Origin of the sequence: Pseudomonas fluorescens (genome assembly GCF_001307275.1) — a bacterium.
GTDB lineage: Bacteria > Pseudomonadota > Gammaproteobacteria > Pseudomonadales > Pseudomonadaceae > Aquipseudomonas > Aquipseudomonas fluorescens_AA.
The window spans coordinates 3,423,720-3,445,270 of sequence record NZ_CP012831.1 but is presented as its reverse complement, the minus strand read 5'-3'; the positions used below and the strand labels follow the sequence as shown (position 1 = coordinate 3,445,270).

The following is a 21,551-nucleotide window of genomic DNA, read 5'->3' as shown; positions in this document are numbered from 1 at the left end:
AATATCTGTCGACCTTTGCAGACGAGACCTACCATGCGGATTATCCAAGCGACGCTGGAACACCTGGACCTGCTGACCCCATTGTTCGTCAAGTACCGGGAGTTCTACGGCTCACTGCCTTACCCGGACTCGTCCCGAGCCTTCCTCGAAAAGCGCCTGCGCCGCAAGGAATCGGTGATCTACCTGGCCCTGCCCGATGACGACGACAACCGGTTACTGGGCTTCTGCCAGCTCTACCCGAGCTACTCATCCCTGTCCCTCAAGCGCGTATGGATCCTCAACGACATCTACGTCGCCGAAGACGCCCGCCGCCAACTGGTGGCCGACAACCTGATCCGCACCGCGAAAAAAATGGCCAAGGAAACCAACGCCGTGCGCATGCGCGTCTCCACCAGCAGCAACAACGAAGTGGCGCAGAAAACCTACGAATCGATCGGCTTCAAGGAAGACACCGAGTTCAAGAACTACGTGTTGCCGATCAGCGAAGGCATCTGACCCGATTACCGCGGACTGATCGTTCTGTGGGAGCAAAGCTTGCTCGCGATAGCAGTCTGTCGGGCAACATCAATGCTGACTGCCCCGCCGCCATCGCGGGCAAGCAGGCATATCTATGGGAGATAGATCTGTTGAAGCAAAGCTTGCTCGCGATAGCGGTCCGTCAGGCCCATCAATGTTGACTGAATAGCCACCATCGCGAGCAAGCTTTGCTCCCACGGGTGTTTCACCCTGCGACGACACATCGAAATCCCTGGCTACAAACTCACCCCGCTCCCCGCCCTCCAGCCCGTATAATGCCGCTCTTCCCGGCTTGTAAGAAAAAGCTACACACTCTGTAGCCATCCTCCAAGCCCGACCCAAAGCCTGCCGAGCCAGGCCACCACCACAGGTGTTATGCATGGATTTCAATCCCCTCGACCTCATCCTGCACCTCGATGTGTACCTCGACCTGCTGGTGACCAACTACGGCACCTGGGTCTACGCCATCCTGTTCCTGGTGATCTTCTGTGAAACCGGCCTGGTGGTCATGCCATTCCTGCCCGGCGACTCCCTGCTGTTCATCGCCGGCGCCGTCGCCGCCGGTGGCGCCATGGACCCCGTGCTGCTGGCCGGTCTGCTGATGCTCGCGGCGATCCTCGGCGACAGCACCAACTACCTCATCGGCCGCACCGCCGGCGAAAAACTGTTCAGCAACCCCAACTCGAAAATCTTCCGCCGCGACTACCTGCAGCAAACCCACGACTTCTACGACAAACACGGCGGCAAAACCGTGACCCTGGCGCGCTTCCTGCCGATCATCCGCACCTTCGCCCCCTTCGTCGCCGGCGTCGGCAAAATGAATTACCTGCGCTTCTTCGGCTTCAGCGTCCTCGGCACCGTCCTCTGGGTCGGCGGCCTGGTGACCCTCGGTTACTTCTTCGGCAACGTGCCCTTCATCAAGCAGAACCTGTCGCTGCTGGTGGTGGGCATCATCCTGGTGTCGCTGCTGCCGATGATCATCAGCCTGGTGCGCAGCAAAATGAACCAGCGCGCCTCGAAAGCCTGATCATTCATGTGGACCCTGAGCAACTGGCGCCGGCAACGCACCCTCGCCAAACACCCCGTCCCCGACGAAACCTGGCAACGGGTGCGCCATCAACTGAGCTTCCTCGACGGCATCAGCGCCGCCGAGGACCAATGGCTGCGGGAAGCCTGCGTACTGTTCCTGCACGATAAACACCTCACCGCCCTGCCCGGCGTCGAACTGCACCAGGAACAACGCCTGCTCCTCGCCGCCCAGGCCCAACTACCACTGATGCACCTCGGCGAGCTGAACTGGTACCAGGGCTTCCACGAAATCGTCCTCTACCCCGACGACTTCCTCAGCCCCCAGCGCTACCGCGACGCCAGCGGCATCGAGCACGAATGGGACGGCGAACACAGCGGCGAAGCCTGGCCCCAAGGCCCTATCATCCTGGCCTGGGACGGCGTGATGGCCAGCGGCGGCTGGGACGGCTACAACCTGGTGATCCACGAACTGGCACACAAACTCGACATGCTCAACGGCGACGCCAACGGCCTGCCACCACTGCACGCCGACATGCGCGTCAGCGACTGGGCCGAAGCCATGCAACAAGCCTTCGACGACCTCGACCGCCAACTGGACCACAACCCCGACGCAGAAACCCTCATCGATCCCTACGCCGCGGAAAACCCGGCGGAGTTCTTCGCCGTCACCAGCGAATACTTCTTCAGCGCCCCGGACCTGCTGCACCAGGCCTATCCACGGGTCTATGAACAGCTCAAGGCCTTCTACCGCCAGGATCCTTTGGCCCGGCTGCGGCAACTTCAAGCCGAAGATCCGGTCTATCAGGCGTCATACTAAGGTCTCTAAGACCCTGGTAACGTGGCAACAGCGGCCGAATATGCCTATAATCGCCGCCACTTTTTGGTCAATCCGACCAAGTCATTTGGTCAACTAACGGGGGCACCGCCCAATGAGCTACAGCAAGATTCCGGCTGGCAAAGACCTGCCGAACGACATCTACGTCGCGATCGAAATCCCGGCCAACCACGCCCCGATCAAATACGAAATCGACAAAGACAGCGACTGCCTGTTCGTTGACCGTTTCATGGCCACCCCCATGTTCTACCCGGCCAACTACGGTTACATCCCCAACACCCTGGCCGACGACGGCGACCCCCTCGACGTGCTGGTCGTGACCCCATACCCAGTGGCCCCAGGCTCGGTCATCCGCGCCCGTCCAGTCGGCATCCTGAACATGACCGACGACGGCGGCGGCGATGCCAAAGTCATCGCAGTGCCACACGACAAACTGTCGCAACTGTACGTCGACGTGAAGGAATACACCGACCTGCCGCCACTGCTGATCCAGCAGATCGAACACTTCTTCGAGAACTACAAAGACCTCGAAAAAGGCAAGTGGGTCAAGATTGAAGGCTGGGCCGGCGCAGACGCCGCCCGCGAAGCGATCACCAAGTCGGTTGCCGCCTACAAAGGCTGAAACAAACTTGAAAAGAACCCCGGTTTGCCCCGGGGTTTTTTATGCCTTAATGGTTTCTAATACGAAGCTGTATTAACACCGTTTACCCACGTTTAGCCCGCGCCTTTCAAATCCCAAAAACGGAAAGATCGTCTTATATATTTGAACGACATGTTTATTGCCGAAAACACAGTCGCCCCTAAACTTTCCGTTTATGAAAATACTTTCCAGTGGCGACCGCTTCCGAGCCCTTCTAAAAGAAGCGAACATCCGATCCGCCGACTTCGCGAAGTTATACGGCGTGAAATCCCAACACGTGAACAACTGGTTCAACCGTGGCATCCCGCCAGGGCGCATCCACTCCATCGCCAGCCTGCTGACCGTCAGCCCGGAATGGCTCGCCCACGGCGAAGGCCCGCAAACCCCATTGGGCCTCGGCCCCGGCACCACCTATGAGGCGGCCGAAAACGATGGCGTCTACAGCGTGCTGGAACCCACGGACATCGAACTGCCTTTCTATAAGGAAGCCCCCATCGCCCCCGGCGAAACCAAAACCCACATCGTCGAAATCCCTGACCAATCCATCCGCCTGCCCCGCAGCCACCTCGAAACCCTGGAAATAAACCCCAGCGACGCCATCTGCCTCACCATGGTCGGCGACAGCATGGCCGAACGCATCGAAGACGGCTCCACCCTCGCCATCGACCGCGGCCTGACCCAAATCGTCGACGGCCAAATCTACGCCCTCGAACACGACGGCATGCTCCGCATCAAATACCTGCACCGCATACCCGGCAACCGACTGCGCCTGCGCAGCCACAACAGCGCGGCCTACCCGGACGAAGTCTTCAGCGCCGAACAGATCGAGGCACAGAAAATACGGGTGATCGGCTGGGTGTTCTGGTGGTCCACCCTCAACAAACAGAGACCGCCGGTGTGCGACTAACCCACCCGAACGGAAAGACAGGCAAAGCGCCTTGTGGTGAGGAGCTTTGTAGTGAGGAGCTTTTGTGGCGAGGGAGCTTGCTCCCGCTGGGCTGCGCAGCAGCCCCCTGCTTTTTTACCTGAATCCCCCCTAACCCAATGATTCCACACCACTTACCACTGGGATTCTGCCAAAAACCCGAGTATCCTCCGCCCCACATTTGCGAGCCCACGCCTCGCACCGACAAGGCAGATCACTTTCTGACCAAGTCCCACAGCCGGCCGCAAGAGCCGGATGTACGTTTTGAAGGCTGGTGAGGTTTGTCAAAAACGAACTGAGTTAGTCAACGAGAAGCCGGCCATAAGCCGGCTTTTTAATGTCTGAATATCCGATCCCCATCCGAGCTTCGTCTGTCAGCCCAACTACGCTCGTGCAAGAAATCCTCCGTCCTCAAGGTAGAGGCCATTCGAACGCCGTATGATTCCCAAACGCCACTAGAAGAGAATATTCTTACGGCATCTTGCGCTGTTTCCTACAGCGAAACGGGAACCCTACGGATAGCCCCCACCATGCCTTCTTCACCTACCAGCAATCAATCCAACCCGCCCTGGAGCCGCGACGAACTCGTCCTAGCCCTGAACCTGTACCTTCTTCACCGCAATGGTTTACCCGGCGTGAACCATCCAGAAGTCCGAGCCTTATCAGAGAGTCTTAATCTCATCGGTAATGCCACCGGCGTGAGTAAGAACCAGAGCTTTCGTAACACCAATGGTGTTTGCATGAAGCTCAACAATTTCCGTCGTTGGGATCCGAGCTACACCAACACTGGTCGCACAGGTCTTGCAAAAGGAAATAAGGACGAGGAATTGGTATGGCTGGAGTTTGCTAATAATCCCGAGCGTCTGGCCGAAGTCGTAGCAGCCATCAAGGCGAACGTCGGAACCACTTCTTCTACTACGCCAATGGATCTGAGTGCGGAGGAAGAACCGGGCTTCTTCGAAGCAGAGGAAGGAAAAGTGTTAACTCGCGTGCACCGTGTACGGGAAAGGGACAAAAAACTCGTAAAACGAAAAAAGGACGAAGCCCTCAAGAAGCACGGTGTTCTCCAGTGCGAAGCCTGTGGTTTCAGCTTCAGCAAAACATACGGCCCGGACGTCGAAGGCGTTATCGATGTGCACCACACCAAGCCACTGCATACGCTCCAACCTGGCGATAAAACCAAGCTCGTGGACCTCGCATTGTTATGTGCCAATTGTCACCGAGTGGTGCATTCACGCCGCAAATGGCTGAGCGTTGCAGAGGTCAAGGATCGCTACCAAACCAGTCAAAAATAAAGCATACGCTAACAAAGAGATTTCTAGAGTTTTGTAGGATAGACAGCACAGCGTCCCATGGTGCGTCTTGTCGGTCGATGAGCGTGCATTGCTCGTTAGCACCGCATATTACGAGCGACATCATTGATGCTGGACATATTTTAATGGCAAACTGATGGCGGCTGAACTGCGCTTAGCATAGACCAGCAATCTAAACCGCGCTGTGCCAAGGAAAATCCCCGGCTAAAGTAGGGTGCCACGTGGACATTCAGGGGGAATAGGCGAAACGAAGGAGAAAGGTTATGGACGCTATAGGACAGCGAAGGAAGCTAGTGGTAGCCAAAAGCATGCAAAAATTATCGCCGCTCGTGCCATATGCTCTTAAGCCCCAAGACTTAGAAAACAATTCTCAATCGCGTCAGATAAGTAGCCGGCTAACTCGCGTAATGTGCAAACAGCCCAGACAAACTTTAAGCTATAGCTTAGTGGCCAGGCATCTTATTGCATACTCAAATAATAGAGCACCAGGATCCGCTTTCGCCATACTGCTTATAATATTTCTTAGCTTAAATTTAAATATCGCGAGAGCACAAACAATTCCAGAACCTGCCCCCTCCAAAGAAGTGCTGGCGCAAGCTACCGCCAACACCTCCGAGATAATAAAACTAATTACAAGCACCGCTCAAGAGAATACCGAAAAATCTATTCGTGACATAAGTAAATTAGAGCTTGAAATAAGAGTTCAGACCGAAAAAATAAGACACCTTGAAAAAGAAGTCATCTCACTAAAAAAACCCGAAGACACGAGCGCCGCAACATTGGTTCTAGCGGCTGTATCCGTAATAATTACCGTTTTGGGCGTATTGATCGCGATATTATCCATCCTTGGATACAGCAACATCAAAAAAGAAGCAAAAAAAGATGCCCGCACCACCGCTAAAGCGACTGTAGAGTTAATCACCAAAATAGAACTCCCTGCCGCAACAGAAAGAAACATAATAAAGCTCATCGAAGAAAACAGATTCGACAAGCTCATTCAGAACGCAGTCGAAAATGTAGTATATAGAGGGATATATATGCCAGACGACATCGCAGATGAGGAGAGAGAGCGTTGAGAACCTCACCCGAATGGAAAGCATTATCAGACGACCAAAGAGCAGCCATATCTAAACACCAAGAATCCTTGCCAATAACAGTTGGTGCAATTGCCAAAGAATTTGGTATATCTGTATTAAAATCTACTATGCCTGGCTCTATTTCCGGCGAGATAAGAGAAACTGATGGAATTATCACAGTAAAAGTTAACCGCCACGATGTTAAAGAGCGACAACGCTTTACAATAGCGCATGAAATCGCACATTTTCTTTTACACCGCGACCGATTAGCTAGCGGCATTACTGATGATGTACTTTACCGTTCAAGACTGACTGACGATCTAGAACGAGAAGCAAACAGGCTTGCCGCCGACATAATTATGCCAGCACATCTAATTCAATCTGCATTAGATTCTTTTGGCAACTTTAAGCCAGACGAAAGATATAAAAAAATAGCTGAACTTGCACAAGTTTCGCTCGCCGCTATAAAAATCAGATTGGGAAAACAGTAATTATGCAACCAGTATTTTCAAACTGGAACTACATTCCAATTCTAGCAATTAGCAACGCCGAAATGACAGCCATAGAGCAACTCCCAGACAAAGATAAAGACTCTTTGCTGCCGGTATTCTCCTTAAGGGGATGGCTTAATTCCCATCGTTTGGAAAGTACATTAAAACGAATTGACACAGCTATCGGTCAGCGCCCCTGGATCGCGGATATTGATGAAAATTTTTTGACGCAAAATAAGGTATTTCTGTTCACCGGCGCCTATCCCGAAAAGCCTGTATTTCAAGAAATTCTACATCTCCTCAACGCAAATAATGCATATGACAATTGGTATCAGTTCATCAAAACCCGTGAAAATACCATCCCTTGCCTAAGGCATGAAAACCTGGACAACCTTGAGGAACAGATAGTCAAACTATCGTCCCTCGGCCGTGGATTAGTTATAAGAATTAGCCCAAATGAAAAAAACATCGCGAAGCATCAACGCTTAACTGAGGCATTAAACCTAACAAAAGCCGAAAACATCTTAATCATCTATGACCTAGCCAGCATTGACGCAACTTTTATCGAGAGGATCCCCCTTCTAGAGAAGTTCATGCATGAATCAAAAGCGGCAATACAAGATCTTACTATATCAATTAGCGCTTCTTCTTTTCCTTCTGGATTTGCTGGACAACACAGAGGAGACAACTCGATATATGAGAGAATACTATTCAACAAAATAGCAGAGGAAGGCTTATTCAAGCCTTTAGTATACTCGGACAGAGGAAGCGCTCGTGCGCAGAAACAAGATGGTGGAGCGGGGACCCCTCCCCCTCGAATAGATTATCCATTAAAAAAAGATTGGAAATTTGTAAGACGCGAGGTGGATGACAACGCACCTAACGCAAAAGAAAGACGAAAAGCAGCGTACATTGAAATCGCGAAGGAAATCACTGAGGGCGACTACTGGATTCCTGAACTTCGGCTCTGGGGCACACAACAAATTGAAATAACATCTGAAAGCAATGATTTTGGAATTTATAGCGCACTAAAGTCGACTGCTGCTCGCATCAATATTCATTTATTCAACCAACTACACTACAACTCAGAACCTAGTGAAATAAACACAGATGAAGAATGGACTGATTAAAACTTATCAGGCCAAGCTTTCTAGCCGGGTTAGATATGGGCTCAGTAAAGCAACATCTGCAACGCTTACATTCCCTGAGGAGCATACTTTAGACAAAAATCTATTGGAGGCCAGCCCGAACCTCTTTTGGATACCATTAAGCAATATTTCCTTAATATCAGCCTTGGATGCTTTCCTCAGCCGATTTAGAACCTCAATTTTTAACTCATACATCGCAAACTTCTCCGGCTTCACCCCCACCCTCTTAGCCAAAATGGAGATTTCTCTCTTCGTCATTAGATCAATATAACTCTCTTTAGAAATATTCTTTATCAACCTGCCCTTACGAACAACTCTCAGCCCACCGCTAGAAACCTCCCATACAGCAACATCATCCTCAGCAACCGTCAGCACGCTTTTAGTAAACTTGGGCGCCACTGCAACCACAACACGATCGAAATATTTTCGATACTCATCCACCTGACCTAATAATCGAAACAAAGAATCCTTTTCACTCTTCACTTCTATTGCCACCATTTCACTTCCCTGAATAAAACCCAGATCTACCCGTCTAACTTTTTTTGCCAAACTCATCTCACTAAAAACCAGAGTTGATTGAGCAATGTGCCCTGACATTAAAAGCGAGTTAAGCACTAATGACTTAACCTCTTTCTCTCCCATTTCTACACCAACCTACATAATCAATTAGCAGCCAAAAAAAACAAACCATTCATCACATCATAAGTCGAACTACAAAAGCTACAACCGTTCGCCGCGAAACGAAGCATTAGGGCAGCTGTGCGCGGGGTCAAAGACCGATATTAAGGAACCGGCAGACCCGAGAGGGTCTCCAACGCACAGCCACTTCAGACGAAATCATAGGCATGGGAGCGCGATTTGCTTTCCGAAGTGACGTTGTGCACCGAAGATCTGGCTGCGCCCCCCGATCACTGATTAGCGGTGGCGCTGAGCGGACTCAAGATGCACAAGCTGGCGAATTCTGGCGCAGTTGTAGGCAAAGGCGCAAGGCGATGACGCTGGGTGCTGGGGTTTTGTCGGTGCAGATTGGTCAACAGGCTGCTGACCTGTTGACTGATGAACCGCTACCGTGAGTAGACTCAGCCCGGGGAAAGGGTTTGCTCGTGGATGCGGTGCGTCAGCATCATATATGTTGCGCTATCGCAAGCTAGTACCGCGGCTGCGGCTGCAGGGACTGTGCAAGAGGTATTTGCACAGTTTCTGTGCCCTCCTGGCGACCGTGCGTCCTGATATTCAAATGTAAAAAAGGTCTTGCCCTGCAAGACCTTTTTTCATATCTGGGGTAAGCGCGACCCCTTGCTACCTCACCTCAACAATATCCAAAGCCCGATTAGCCAACAGCTCACTCAACTCAATCACCTGCAAAATCCCCATCGCAACACGCCGTCGCGATCCCTCAAGATCAAACGCCAAATCACTGATCATGGCATTCGCCGAAGCCAGGTTCTCGCTGAGATTGGCAAGCAGACATTCCGAATCAACATCCGGTGCGATACGGAAGATGGTGTTGGATTTGTCAGACGTTTCTTTCTTCGGCGTAGGCTTCAGATAAAAATCCAAGGCCCGGTTCGCAGCATCATCAAGCTTCTTGTTACGAGCAGACTGAACGCGAGACTCATGTTCGTCCGCAGTTGGCGGGTTCGGTGTAATTTTGACCATGATAAAGCTCCTAGAGTCTGTTGGAGCTACCACCCTTCGCTGCGAAACGAAGTATGGGGTGGCAGCTGTACGCGGGTTCGCAGACCGGGACTCTAGGGACCGGCAGACCCGAAGGTCTCCCACGCACAGCCACCTCTGACGAAATCACAGACATGGGTAATCTGCTTTCGAAGGTGACGTTGTGCGCCTATAGAGTCCGGGCTGCGAAACCCGATCACTGATGAGCAGTGACGGATTCAAACTACCGAGGGGACTCAAAGGGCACAAGCCGGCGGATTCTGGCGTAGTTGTAGGCAATGGCGCAAGGCGATGTCGGTCTTGGCTAGTCTCGTGGAGTCACGATAAACAGCTGGCTGGAAGGTTGCTGATGCACCGCTATCGCGAGCAAGCTCGCTCCCACAGAGGCGCTTGTGTACATACGTCGAAGGGGAATGCATTCGCGACTGGCTGCATCCTTGCAGCCAGTCGCGAAGAAGATTACGACTCGTTGTTCAATGGAGGTTGCGACCAACATCGCAATAAATCAGGCGGAATATCTCGATCATATCCACAACGGTTTTGTCATCGACCTCAAACCCGCTGCCTGAAATCCCGGCGTTGCTATTACTTAAGCGTAACGTCGAGCATCGGCGGGATGTACCCATAGTCGTACTCAGCCACCACAAACGTCTGCTGCCCTTTTATTTTCATGCCCACCGTGGGTGCCTCAGTGCCACCGACACGAATCTGTGTGCCGGTTTCGTCGGTCGGTACGCTGTCGATAAAGGAGGTCACCAGGCCGTTTGGCATCACGTAGTGCGAGTAGGTCTGGAATGGCTGGGAGGACGGGTTGCCCAGCACCAGGCCGGAACCGTTGAGCGGCACGTAGGGGCCGAACAGCGAGTCCGCGACAAAACCGTACACGCCGTCCGGCCCGGTCACGCCGTCGCCATAGGTGAAGGTGTGGCTGATCGTGAACAGGTAGTACTTGCCATCCTGGAACACGAAGTGCGGGCGTTCGGTCTGGTCGTTGACGCCCACGGCGGTCAGCAGGGGCGGCAACATTTCCCAGTCGTCACCGTCTGCGTCGCGGGCGACGGCGATGCCTACACAGGCGGTCTGGTAGCGCGAGTTGCCGACATCTTCATAGCCCGGTGGTACATCGCCGATTTCGGCCTCGCCCACTTTGTGCGAGCCGCGCTCACCGGCCACGTTGCCCTCGAACAGCATGTACAGCTTGCCGTCGTTCGGGTCGCGGAAAGGCCATGGGTCGCGGAAACCCCAGAAGGCGTTTTGGGCTTCGGTCTGGTACATCTTGCCGTCGGCCTCGAACAGTGGCTTGACCTTCTCGAAGCCGACCATGCTGACACCGTGTTCAGTGGTCACGACCCGACCGCGCACCTTGACGATGGTCGCGCCTGGGGTGACGGCGGTGTAATACAGGTCCACTTCACCTCGGTCGTTCAACAGAATCGGCGTGCCGGCCCATTCGCGAGCGGTCGGCGAAACCCCTTCGGCCATCACGCGGCCACCGAATTCCCAGTTCTTGCCGGTACGAGAAAACCAGTAGTACATCTTTGCCCGACCGTGACGATCGTTCCAATCGCGGAGGATGTCGTAGTTGCCGTCCTCGTCGAGGTACTGCGGGTCGTTTGGATGACGATCGGCCGTCAGGGTGAAGATCACCGACCAGCCATCGACGGATGTCACGTTACCGTCCAAGTCGCGCAGGGGCATGGTGTCCCAGATGAACACGTCATTGTTCAGTACCGGGAAATCCGCGCTGACCAGCGGCTGCGTGGTGGTGGGATCGTCCGCCCGGACTTTCAGCGCATCAGCGCGGGTCCAGAGGCTGGGTTGATGGGGGGTTACACCGAATTTTTCAGTGGTGGTTTTCATAAGGTAATACCTCGTCCATGAATGGATTCAAATAAATGATGCTTGAGAAATACTGGATGCGCATACAGTAAAATCACCTTGTAGAGACGCCCCCCTGCGGGTCAAGGAAAAAATGCATTTGTGCATATTTTGGTTTTTTCTTGGAGCTGATACGTTTCAGCCTTGAACGTTTGCAGAAGTTAATTTTTGGAGAGATCGACGACGTTGGCTGCACACTCGGTGCTTTGAACGCTACTTGGTGGGGGAGCCACACGGGGGTTTAGATTTGTCGCCATCGGCGGCATGAAGGGAAGCGGGACGTGGTGAGCGGCTTGTGCGGTGGTGGGTCTGAGGTATTGATGTTGACTGGTGTGCCGCTATCGCGAGCAAGCTCGGCTCCCACAGGGGGGGCTCCCACAGGGGGGACTGCCCCCAGGGGCTGGGGTGAAATGCTTGTTATAGCGGTGGGTCAGTTGTTTTGATGGGGTTGATTCCGAAGGCTCAGTCACTCAATACCCGGGGTAAGCGCGGATCTGGATTTCACATCCGCCGCAGCTCTTTCGGCGAGGTCAGGCTCGGTCTAGGCAATCGCGCAAACAAAACTCCTGGCGCGACCAGCTTCAACACCCAACAAGCCTATTTCGGTTTCATCGATGGCTTGGAGCAGAACCAAGTCCCTGCCTTCGCGTCGGTAGACTGAACTGCCGCCTGAATCAGCGTGAACCACATATCCTCCGTGTTTTACGCCCACGCGAGCTTTAGCAAGAGCAATGCTGGCCGAGACCAGGATATGGAAATCCAGGACGTTGTTCTTATGCAAAACCGTCGCGCCAATGAAATGCTCTGCGCAGATTTCCAAAGCCAGTTGCAGCCCATGGATAGCCGGGGCTTCCCGATAACTGCCCGGCATGAATATCTTATCGGCCCAGAACTGCGCCCCGGCCAGTTCGTCCAACCCATCATTTCCGATATTGGGGTAGCGTTTATGCTGATAGAAGACGTTTCCATTCCAAATGATGAAGCCGGTATTTCTGACGATTCCGTCCCTGGCTTCCGCCCCTCTTGATTCGATTTTCGCGATCTCCTCCTTCGTAGTCGCTGCATGATGGCCATAGATCCCTTTACTGATGCGGTCCCGCTCCGGGATTTCATTCACAACCGCATCCATCTCCACACGATATTTTGCCTTGTTGATATTTCTGGCCGGTCCCCATGATTTCAACTTACCGGTTTCCCTTTTCAGCGCCCTGGATTCCGGGCGCAACATTGATTTGAACCAGAGCGTCGTGCCAGGGACCAGTATCAGCCACGGATTTCTCGTTGAAATATCTGCCAATGTTGCCCGGATGATTTCTTTTTCCTCCTCCGACATAAACGAGACAGGCATGTCCTTGGAGAAAAGATACTCGGGGGCGACGACCAGGCAATAATTCAGTTGATGTTGATCGACATGTTTGGCGAAGGCCGTTCTCGCCATGGACAACAAAGCCCCGATCCTAAGTTGTATGCCGAGAAGACTATTCTCGACGGGGACCCTTAATCGGCGTGTATCGAAGTCCCAGACCACCACCAGTACGTTCGGCATCCTTCCTCCCGCCTGGCTGCTGAGCGGTGCCGCAAGCCGGGTTGGCCGCATTCGTACGAGAAGGCACTTGGCGCGTTTTCCAGGAAAATTCAGCTTAGATGAGCCAGGACGATTTGCCCGACAGCCCCGGAAAAACATTTGTGAAGCGCAAGACTCGAGGCTCTTTGGGATGCCGCAAAAAATCGGGCAGGTGACCAACCTGCCCGATGCCAACAACCTGACCTATCAACCCAGCGTATTCAAACAAACCACCTTCGGCTGGGTCATTTCCTCGTACGCAAACCGCACCCCTTCCCTGCCCAAACTGCCGTACTTGGAGCCCCCGAACGGCATCGCATCGAAACGAAAATCGGAGGAGTCGTTGATCATCACCCCTCCCGCCTCGATCCGTCGTGCGGCACTCATAGCCGTGGACAGGTCATTGGTGAAAATCCCGGCATGAAGCGCGTAATCAGGTTCGTTAGCCAGCGCAATGGCTTCATCAAACGTCTCGAACGGCTGCAACACCACCACCGGTGCGAAGACCTCGTTGCGCCAGAGTCGGCTGGCATGGTCGACGTTTTCCAACACGGTCGCGGCGTAGCAGGCGCCTTGGCGGCGGTGGCCGCAGAGTAAGGTAGCGCCTTGTTGCAGGGCTTCGTTGACCACGTGTTCGGCGTTTTGCGCGGCTTGGTGGGTGATCATCGGGCCGATGTCGGTGTTGGCGAGCAGTGGGTTGCCGACGACGAGGGCTTGGGCCTGGTGGACGAAGCGTTCTCGGAAGGCGGCGTAGATCGGTGCGTGGATGAGCAGGCGTTGGGTGCCGATGCAGTTTTGCCCGGCGGCCCAGAAGGCGCCGGAGATGCAGCTGTCGACGGCGGCGTCGAGGTTGCAGTCGGCCATGACGATGACGGGGGCGTTGCCGCCGAGGTCCATGGCGAGTTTTTTCAGGCCTGCGGTGCGGGCGATTTGTTCGCCGGTGACGAAGCCGCCGGTGAAGGAGATCATGCGCACGTCACGGGCGGCGACCAGGGTTTTGCCGAGTTCGGCGCCGCCAGTGGCGACGGTGACTACGGTTTCGGGCAGGCCGGCGGCGACTAGGTACGAGACCAGTTTGAGGGCTGACAACGGTGCCAGTTCGGACGGTTTGAGGATCACCGCGTTGCCGCCGGCGATGGCCGGGCCGAGTTTGTGGGCGACCAGGTTCAGCGGGTCGTTGTAGGGGGTGATGGCGACGATCAGGCCCAGGGGGTCGCGGGTGAACCAGCCTTGGCGCGATTCGGCGCCTTCGTAGGCGTCGAACGGCACGATTTCGCCGGCGTTGCGCTTGGCTTCTTCGGCGGAGAGCTTGAGGGTGTTGACGCAGCGTTTGACTTCTTTTTCCGCCTGTTTGAGGGTCTTGCCGGCTTCGTCGACGATCAGCCGGGCGAAGGCCTTGGCGTCGCGTTCGATGTTCAGTGCGGCCTGTTCGAGAATGCTAGCGCGACGATGACGCGGCAGTAAGGCACAGGCTTTGACGCCGTTGCGGCCGGTCTCGAGCAGTTGCGGGACTTCTGAGGCTTTGAGGTCTGCGACGGTGCCGACGACGCTGCCGTCGAATGGGTTGAGGACTTCGATGTGCGGTTCGACGACCGCCAGGGCCAGGCGCGATACGTTCACAGGTTGTGCTCCTGTTTGCGGGTTGCCGATTGGTGGATGTGGATGATGTCCGACAGCAGCGCGAAGGCGGTTTCGGTGCGGCCTGCGCCGGGGCCCGAGACGGTCACGGCGCCAAGCAGTTCACTGGTGAACGACACAGCGTTGGTGGCGCCGCTGACGCTGGCCAGTGGGTGGTCGTTACTCAGCAGGCGCGGTTCGACGCTGGCGCTGATGGAGCCGTCGGCCTGGCGCGTGGCGGCGCCGATGAGTTTCCAGCGGGCACCGTCGTGGCGGGCTTTTTCGATGTCGGCGAGGCTGAGGGCGGAGATGCCGCTGCAGGTGACGTCGTTGACGGTGAGCTTGGCGTCCAGCAGTTCGTTGGCGAGGATCACGATTTTGAGGCGCACGTCATGGCCTTCGACGTCCGCGGTGGGGTCGGCTTCGGCGTAGCCCAGTTCCTGGGCTTTTTTGACCGCTTCGGCAAACCCCAATCCACCTTCCATGCAGGTGAGGACGAAGTTGGAAGTGCCGTTGAGGATGCCTTCGAAACCGCTGATCGAGCTGCCGGCCAGGGATTGTTTAGCAAGGCGAATGACGGGGGTGCCGCTCATGACCGAGCCTTCGTATTCGAAAGCGACGTTGTTGCGTTGGGCCAGGGCTTTGAGTTCGGCGCCGTGCAGGGCGATGGGGCCTTTGTTGGTGGTGACCACGTGTTTGCCGCGCTCCAGGGCCCAGCGGCAGAACGAGGTAGCGGGCTCGCCGTCCACCGGGTTGGTGAAGGTGGCTTCGGCGATGATGTCGGCGCCGCAGTCTTTGATCACGGCTTCGTTGAGGGCGTCGACGGTGCCGCCGGGGAGTTGGGCCATGGCGCCTTGGGTGGCTGGCAGTCTGGCCAGTGACGCGGCGTCGAGGCCGTGGCGGTCCATCACCGAACCGAGGAACAGGTCGGTGACGCCGACGATTTTCAGGGTGAAGCCGAGGTCGGTTTTCCAGCTTTCGTTACGCTCGGCAATCAGCTGAGCCAATGCCCGGTTCACACCGCCGAAGCCGACCAGCGCCAGTTTGTATTCAGTCATTTTTGTTATGTCCTTGATCCGGGGGTGGGTTGTTGGGATCTAGGTTAGGGGGGTGGGGTGGGCAGTGAAATATGCCAATTTGCTCTATTTTTTGGGCGTTTTGACCAGGGGTGGGCAAAGCGGTAAGCCTGCTTGTTCCACTGGCCGAACACATTCCTCTGTGGGAGCGAGCTTGCTCGCGATGGGGCCAGGTCAGGTACATCAGTGGTGGCTGGTGTACCGCTATCGCGAGCAAGCTCGCTCCCACAGGTTTTTTCAGTGCCAGGTCTATTGGTGTCAGGAAATTCACCTGTTTGGCTGACACACCGCCGGCCGCTCTTGTGGCGAGGGAGCTTGCTCCCGCTGGGCTGCGCAGCGGCCCCTGGAATTGGCCTGCGCGGTGGGTCAGGTGGATTGCGGTCAACCGGGTTGGGGCTGCTTCGCAGCCCAGCGGGAGCAAGCTCCCTCACCACGGTGGTGGCTGGGCACAGTCCTCCTGTGGGAGCGAGCTTGCTCGCGATGGGGCCAGGTCAGGTACATCAGTGGTGGCTGGTGTACCGCTATCGCGAGCAAGCTCGCTCCCACAGGTTTGCTCGGTGCCTGGTCCATTGGTGTTAGGAAATTCACCTGCTTGGCTGACACACCGCCGACCGCTCTTGTGGCGAGGGAGCTTGCTCCCGCTGGGCTGCGCAGCGGCCCCCTGGAATTGGCCTGCGCGGTGGGTCAGGTGGATTGTGGTCAGCCTGGTTGGGGCTGCTTCGCAGCCCAGCGGGAGCAAGCTCCCTCGCCACGGTAGTGGTTGGGCACATTCCTCCTGTGGGAGCGAGCTTGCTCGCGATGGGGCCAGGTCAGGTACATCAGTGGTGGCTGGTGTACCGCTATCGCGAGCAAGCTCGCTCCCACAGTTTTTTTCAGTGCTTGGTCTATTGGTGTTGGGGCATGCAACTGCTTGGCTGACACACCGCCGACCGCTCTTGTGGCGAGGGAGCTTGCTCCCGCTGGGCTGCGCAGCGGCCCCCTGGAATTGGCCTGCGCGGTGGGTCAGGTGGATTGTGGTCAGCCTGGTTGGGGCTGCTTCGCAGCCCAGCGGGAGCAAGCTCCCTCGCCACGGTAGTGGTTGGGCACATTCCTCCTGTGGGAGCGAGCTTGCTCGCGATGGGGCCAGGTCAGGTACATCGATGGGGGCTGGTTTACCGCTATCGCGAGCAAGCTCGCTCCCACAGGTTTTCTCGGTGCCAGGTCTATTGGTGTCAGGAAATTCACCTGCTTGGCTGACACACCGCCGGCCGCTCTTGTGGCGAGGGAGCTTGCTCCCGCCGGGCTGCGCAGCGGCCCCTGGAATTGGCCTGTGCGGTGGGTCAGGTAGATTGCGGTCAACCGGGTTGGGGCTGCTTCGCAGCCCAGCGGGAGCAAGCTCCCTCGCCACGGGGTTGTGGTGGCTGGGCGTCTGCGGCATTAGACCACCGACGACAACACAAACGACGTCACGGTGTTCTCTACCCCGGGCAGCGCGGAGATTTCTTTCCACACTTTATGCACCCGCTCCGGGTTCGCCGCACCCACCCGCAGCATCAAGTCAAACTCGCCACTCATCACATCGCACTGCAGCACTTCCGGCATGGCCTGCAACGCTTGCAACACCTCGGCGCCGCGCATGCGGTCGTAGCGGTAGACGAAGATCACGGCGTTGATGTTCGACGACGCTTGCGCGCCCTCCCCGGTGCGCACTGTATAGCCCTGGATCGCGCCGTCGCGTTCGAGGCGTTCGATGCGTTGGCGTACGGCGTTGCGCGAGAGGTTGACCTTGGCCGCCAGCTCGGCGTGGGCCGCGCGGGCGTTAAGGCGCAGTTCGGCGATGATGCGTTCGTCGAGGGGGTCGAGGATTCGCTTCATGGGGCCTCCGGTTATAGGGCGCCGAGCAGTTGATGGAGGGCAGCGAGGTCGTCCGGCTGGATGCGATGAATCTGCGCCGGGCCATGTTCGGAAACTGGATGCTGTTGCGCCGCAATGCTGATCCCCAACTCACCGAGCAACTGCGCCGATTTGGCCGGTGAGATCTCGCCCAAGGTCACCATCGGCGCCACCAGGCTGCGGCGGTACAAGCGCGCCGCGAGCACGCCGGTGGCGGTGTGGGGGTCGATGACATAACCGGTGTCGCGATACAGCGAGGTGATTTCCTCCAGCGTCTGCTCATCGCTGACCGCATACGAGTCGATGATCATCCGCGCCTGTAGCCAGAACTCGTTGGCGATGGTCATTTCGCCACGGGTTTCGAAGGTGTGCATCAGCGCGCTCACCGCTTGATCATCGTGCCCATAGAGCTCCCAGAGAAACCGTTCCAAGTTGGAAAAGATCGACAAATCCATGGCCGGCGACAGGGTCTTGCTGGCGCGCAATCGCGAGTAGTGGTTCTTCAAAAAGAACTGATGCAGCGCGTCATTCTGGTTGGTGGCGACGATCATCTGCGTGATCGGCAAACCCATCTTCTGCGCGATGTAGCCGGCATAGACCTCGGCAAAACTCGCCGCCGGCACGCTGAAGCCAATGGGTCGCTGGCCGCCACCCAACTGCAGCACCGCGTGGAAATAAAACACCAACTGCGCCATGACGCTGACCCAGTTGCTGGAGTTGAAACTGATCGCCTCGTGCTGTCGGAACAGTTGAGTGACCAAGGTCTGGCATTCATCGAAACTGCCATCGACGGCCACTTGATGAACCCGCGGATGCGCCGTCGCTTGCAGGTCTTGAAGCTGGTCTTGCAGCACTCCGGCCTCGGGATAAATCACCACCACATCGGTCTCGTCACAGTGCTTGAAGGCCTCGATGGCGGCCAAGCCGGTGTCGCCGTTGGTGACGCCGATCACCACGGCGCGACGCCCGCGTTTGCGCAAAAAGTACTGCACCAGTCGCGCCTGCAATTGCGCGGCAAAGTCCTTCGAGGAGCGGGTCGGCCCATGGAACAATTCCAGGACCCACTCGTTGCGATCCACCTGATGCAACGGCGCCAAAGAACGATGGCTGAACTGGCTGCCCGCTTCCTTGAGCACCCGCTTGAAGTCGGCCTCGGGGATCGCCTCGCCCACGAACGGACGCATCACTCGATAGGCCAGTTCGTCGTAGGCCAATGTGGACCAGTTAGCGATGTCCTGGGATTCGAACTGCGGCAGCTCGACAGGGACGAACAGGCCGCCATCCTCAGCGATGGCCGACAGCACAACTTTTTCGAAATCGACCTGCACGGCTGAATTTCGGGTACTCACATAGCGCATGGTCAACTCCGGATATTCACTTGAAACGGCTCACTTGAAACGATGCGCCTGCTCCACCAGCCAGGTGGAAAACCGCGCCGCGTCCGGGTGTTGCTCGGCCCCGGAACTGCGCACCAGGTAAAACGATTCGCTGGCTTCGATACGCTGGGCGAAGGGTTCGACCAGGCGCCCATCGTCCAGCAACTCACTGACCATCGACGACCGCGCCAGAGCGATGCCCTGCCCCAGTTCGGCCATGCGTAACGTGCAGACCAGTGTGTCGAATTGCATGCCGGTCGAGGAATCGACGCTGTCGACACCGACCATTTTCAGCCAGTACCCCCACCCTTCTTCGTAGCCCAGCACGTGCAACAACGAATGCTTCGCCACGTCCGCCGGCACCTTCAGCGTCGCCATCAAGGCCGGCGAGCACACCGGGAACAAGGTGTCCCAGGTCAGGCGCTGGGACACCAGGCCGGGCCATTGCCCGTGGCCCCAGCGGATTTCCATGTCGTCTTCGCCGTCCAGTTCCTTGACCCAGATGTTGCTGATGTAGCGGATGTCGACGTGGGGATGGGCCTGGCGAAAGTCCACCAGTTTCGGCGCCAGCCAGTGCACGAAAAACGCCAGGCTGCCGCGCACCTTGATTGGCCGGCGCTTGTGCTGGCCAAAGATTTCGTTGGTGCCCACTGCCAGTCGCGTGATCGCGTCCTGCACCACCGGCAGGTACGCCTGGCCTTCCTCGGTCAGGCCCAGGCCCCGGGGCAAGCGCTTGAACAGCGCCACCCCCAGGTGGCTTTCCAATTGGCGGATCTGCTGGCTGACCGCGCCCTGGGTCAAAAACAATTCGTCGGCGGCGTGGGTGAAGTTCAGGCAGCGGGCCGACACTTCGAATGCCCGCAGCCAATTCAACGGGGGCAACGTTTTTTGCTTCATGATCTGGACCTCGTTGACCCCCACGCACCGGGCACGTTTGCCCGCCCCGTCGACGCGGCTTAGAACGCGTCCGACGGTTGTGCCACGAGGGCAACCGACAAGCGTCGCTCGCGGCTTTTGCGGGTAATGTAATACACGAAGTAACACCAGGCGATGAACGGCAAGCCGAAGTACAGCGCCACCCGCTGTTCAGGGTCGAAGGCGATCCCGACACACGCCAGGCTGCAGCACACCAGCGCCCCCAGCGGCACCCACGGATAACCGCGAACGCGGAACTTGAGGTCGCGAATGTCGCCGCCGTTGGCCACATAGTGACGACGGAAAGCGATCTGGCTCGCGGCGATGCTCATCCACACCACCACCACGGCCAGGCCGGAGATCGACACCAGCGCCAGGTAGATGGTGTCGGCGGCGAACACGCTGCTGAGCAACGAGGCGGCGCCGCCGGCCATGCTGACGATGATCGCGTTGAGCGGCGTGCCCATGCGGGTCAGGGCCGAGAATTGCTTGGGCAGGTGGCCCTGGTCGCTGAGGGTCCAGAGCATCCGCGAGGCGGCGTACAACCCGGAGTTGGCCGCCGACAACAGGGCGCTGATGATCACGAAGTTCATGATGTCGGCGGAGTACGGAATGCCGATGTAGGTGAACACCGTGACGAAGGGGCTCTCCACCAGGCCGGCTTGCTCGCGGGGCAGCAGTGTCGCCAGGACAAAAATGGTCCCGACGAAAAACACCGCCAGGCGCAGCACGGTGGTGCGAATGGCCCGCGGTACATTGCGTTGCGGGTCCTTGGTTTCGCCGGCGGCGATGCCGATCAGTTCAGTGCCGGAAAACGCGAAGGACACCGCCAGCAGCGTCATCGCAATAGGCATGAAGCCGGTAGGAAAAAGTCCTTCGCGGGTGAAGTTGCTCAAGCCGATGCTATGGGCCTGGTCGATGTTCAACAGGCCGAGAATCGCGCCACCGCCGATCAGCAGGAACACCACCACGGTCAGTACTTTGATCAACGACAACCAGAACTCGGTCTCGGCGAACAAACGCACCGAGACCACGTTGGTGAGAAACACCACGCCGGCGAACAGCGCGCTCCAGATCCACACCGGCGTGTCGGGAAACCATCGGGACATGAGGATACCGGCAGCGGTGAACTCGGAACCGATGGCCACCGTCCACGTCAGCCAATACAGCCAGGCCACCGTGTAGCCGGTGCCGGGCCCGAGGAAACGCGTGGCGTAGGTGCTGAACGAACCGGTTTCGGGCATCTGCACCGCCAGTTCGCCCAGGCACATCATCACCATGTAGACCATCAGCGCACCGATGATGTAGGCGATCACCGCGCCCATGGGGCCGGCCTGGTTGACGGTGTAGCCGGACGTGAGGAACAGCCCGGTACCAATGACGCCGCCTAGTGCCAACATGACGATATGGCGCGTCTGCATTTCCTGCTTGAAGCCGGTCCGCGTATTAGTTTGTTGTTCTGTTATGGACATGGTTGTTTCTCATGAAATGTCAGGGCGCGCCTCTACCTCTGCGCGAGTAAGACAAGCGCCACTGAGCTTTTATTATTATTCCTATTCATGAACGCCCCGCTGACAGCCTTGTCGCGGGTATCAACATTCAC

At 56.7% G+C, this 21,551-nt stretch carries 19 protein-coding genes; 9 read left to right on the top strand and 10 right to left on the bottom strand.

The genetic code is table 11. The features are described 5' to 3' along the window. Positions 1-33 precede the first annotated feature (33 nt). From AO356_RS15225 to AO356_RS15190, 9 genes are all read left to right on the top strand, one after another. Positions 34-495 carry a GNAT family N-acetyltransferase gene (locus AO356_RS15225; protein ID WP_060740460.1) on the top strand — a complete coding sequence of 154 codons (462 nt, stop codon included), beginning with the start codon at positions 34-36 and terminating at the stop codon, positions 493-495. 400 nt (positions 496-895) lie between these two features. Next, positions 896-1,543 (top strand): DedA family protein, encoded by a 648-nt coding sequence (locus AO356_RS15220; protein WP_060740459.1) that lies wholly within the window; start codon positions 896-898, stop codon positions 1,541-1,543. Between the two features lie 6 nt (positions 1,544-1,549). Further along, entirely contained in the window at positions 1,550-2,362 is an 813-nt protein-coding gene (locus tag AO356_RS15215) for a zinc-dependent peptidase (protein ID WP_060740458.1), read from the top strand. 112 nt (positions 2,363-2,474) lie between these two features. Beyond that, complete coding sequence (gene ppa, locus AO356_RS15210; RefSeq protein ID WP_053151827.1) at positions 2,475-3,002, top strand: inorganic diphosphatase; 528 nt, start codon at positions 2,475-2,477, stop codon at positions 3,000-3,002. 193 nt (positions 3,003-3,195) lie between these two features. Then, positions 3,196-3,927 carry a LexA family transcriptional regulator gene (locus AO356_RS15205; protein ID WP_060740457.1) on the top strand — a complete coding sequence of 244 codons (732 nt, stop codon included), beginning with the start codon at positions 3,196-3,198 and terminating at the stop codon, positions 3,925-3,927. Between the two features lie 548 nt (positions 3,928-4,475). Beyond that, on the top strand, positions 4,476-5,240 hold the full coding sequence (locus AO356_RS32830) for an HNH endonuclease (RefSeq protein WP_203225782.1): 765 nt from the start codon (positions 4,476-4,478) through the stop codon (positions 5,238-5,240). Positions 5,241-5,521: 281 nt separating this feature from the next. Then, positions 5,522-6,334 (top strand): hypothetical protein, encoded by an 813-nt coding sequence (locus AO356_RS15195; protein ID WP_060740456.1) that lies wholly within the window; start codon positions 5,522-5,524, stop codon positions 6,332-6,334. Then, complete coding sequence (locus AO356_RS30970; RefSeq protein WP_237140817.1) at positions 6,331-6,825, top strand: ImmA/IrrE family metallo-endopeptidase; 495 nt, start codon at positions 6,331-6,333, stop codon at positions 6,823-6,825. The genes AO356_RS15195 and AO356_RS30970 overlap by 4 nt, the downstream gene beginning before the upstream one ends. A 2-nt stretch (positions 6,826-6,827) precedes the next feature. Further along, complete coding sequence (locus AO356_RS15190) at positions 6,828-7,955, top strand: beta family protein (protein WP_060740455.1); 1,128 nt, start codon at positions 6,828-6,830, stop codon at positions 7,953-7,955. A 6-nt stretch (positions 7,956-7,961) separates the two neighbouring features. Here AO356_RS15190 and AO356_RS15185 read toward each other — a convergent pair whose 3' ends face one another. From AO356_RS15185 to AO356_RS15140, 10 genes are all read right to left on the bottom strand, one after another. Further along, a complete protein-coding gene (locus AO356_RS15185) occupies positions 7,962-8,615 on the bottom strand; it encodes a sce7726 family protein (RefSeq protein ID WP_060740454.1) in 654 nt (217 codons plus the stop codon). A gap of 657 nt (positions 8,616-9,272) precedes the next feature. After that, on the bottom strand, positions 9,273-9,632 hold the full coding sequence (locus AO356_RS15180) for a DUF6124 family protein (protein WP_060740453.1): 360 nt from the start codon (positions 9,630-9,632) through the stop codon (positions 9,273-9,275). A gap of 603 nt (positions 9,633-10,235) precedes the next feature. Continuing rightward, complete coding sequence (locus tag AO356_RS15175; RefSeq protein WP_060740452.1) at positions 10,236-11,510, bottom strand: glycoside hydrolase family 68 protein; 1,275 nt, start codon at positions 11,508-11,510, stop codon at positions 10,236-10,238. Positions 11,511-12,069: 559 nt separating this feature from the next. Continuing rightward, positions 12,070-13,074 carry a hypothetical protein gene (locus AO356_RS15170; RefSeq protein ID WP_060740451.1) on the bottom strand — a complete coding sequence of 335 codons (1,005 nt, stop codon included), beginning with the start codon at positions 13,072-13,074 and terminating at the stop codon, positions 12,070-12,072. A 225-nt stretch (positions 13,075-13,299) separates the two neighbouring features. Continuing rightward, positions 13,300-14,712 carry an aldehyde dehydrogenase family protein gene (locus tag AO356_RS15165; protein ID WP_060740450.1) on the bottom strand — a complete coding sequence of 471 codons (1,413 nt, stop codon included), beginning with the start codon at positions 14,710-14,712 and terminating at the stop codon, positions 13,300-13,302. Further along, positions 14,709-15,767, bottom strand: coding sequence for a homoserine dehydrogenase (locus AO356_RS15160; RefSeq protein WP_060740449.1), 1,059 nt, complete (start codon positions 15,765-15,767; stop codon positions 14,709-14,711). Before AO356_RS15160 ends, AO356_RS15165 begins: the two co-directional genes overlap by 4 nt. 1,434 nt (positions 15,768-17,201) lie before the next feature. Beyond that, positions 17,202-17,639: an Lrp/AsnC family transcriptional regulator gene (locus tag AO356_RS15155; protein WP_053125728.1), complete on the bottom strand. Its 438-nt coding sequence runs from the start codon at positions 17,637-17,639 to the stop codon at positions 17,202-17,204. An 11-nt stretch (positions 17,640-17,650) separates the two neighbouring features. Beyond that, positions 17,651-19,015 carry a threonine synthase gene (thrC, locus tag AO356_RS15150; RefSeq protein WP_060740448.1) on the bottom strand — a complete coding sequence of 455 codons (1,365 nt, stop codon included), beginning with the start codon at positions 19,013-19,015 and terminating at the stop codon, positions 17,651-17,653. 30 nt (positions 19,016-19,045) lie between these two features. Beyond that, positions 19,046-19,930, bottom strand: coding sequence for a LysR substrate-binding domain-containing protein (locus AO356_RS15145; protein ID WP_060740447.1), 885 nt, complete (start codon positions 19,928-19,930; stop codon positions 19,046-19,048). A gap of 59 nt (positions 19,931-19,989) precedes the next feature. Continuing rightward, the gene (locus AO356_RS15140) at positions 19,990-21,420 is read right to left on the bottom strand and encodes an amino acid permease (protein ID WP_060740446.1); all 1,431 of its coding nucleotides are present in this window, start codon (positions 21,418-21,420) and stop codon (positions 19,990-19,992) included. Positions 21,421-21,551: the final 131 nt, after the last annotated feature.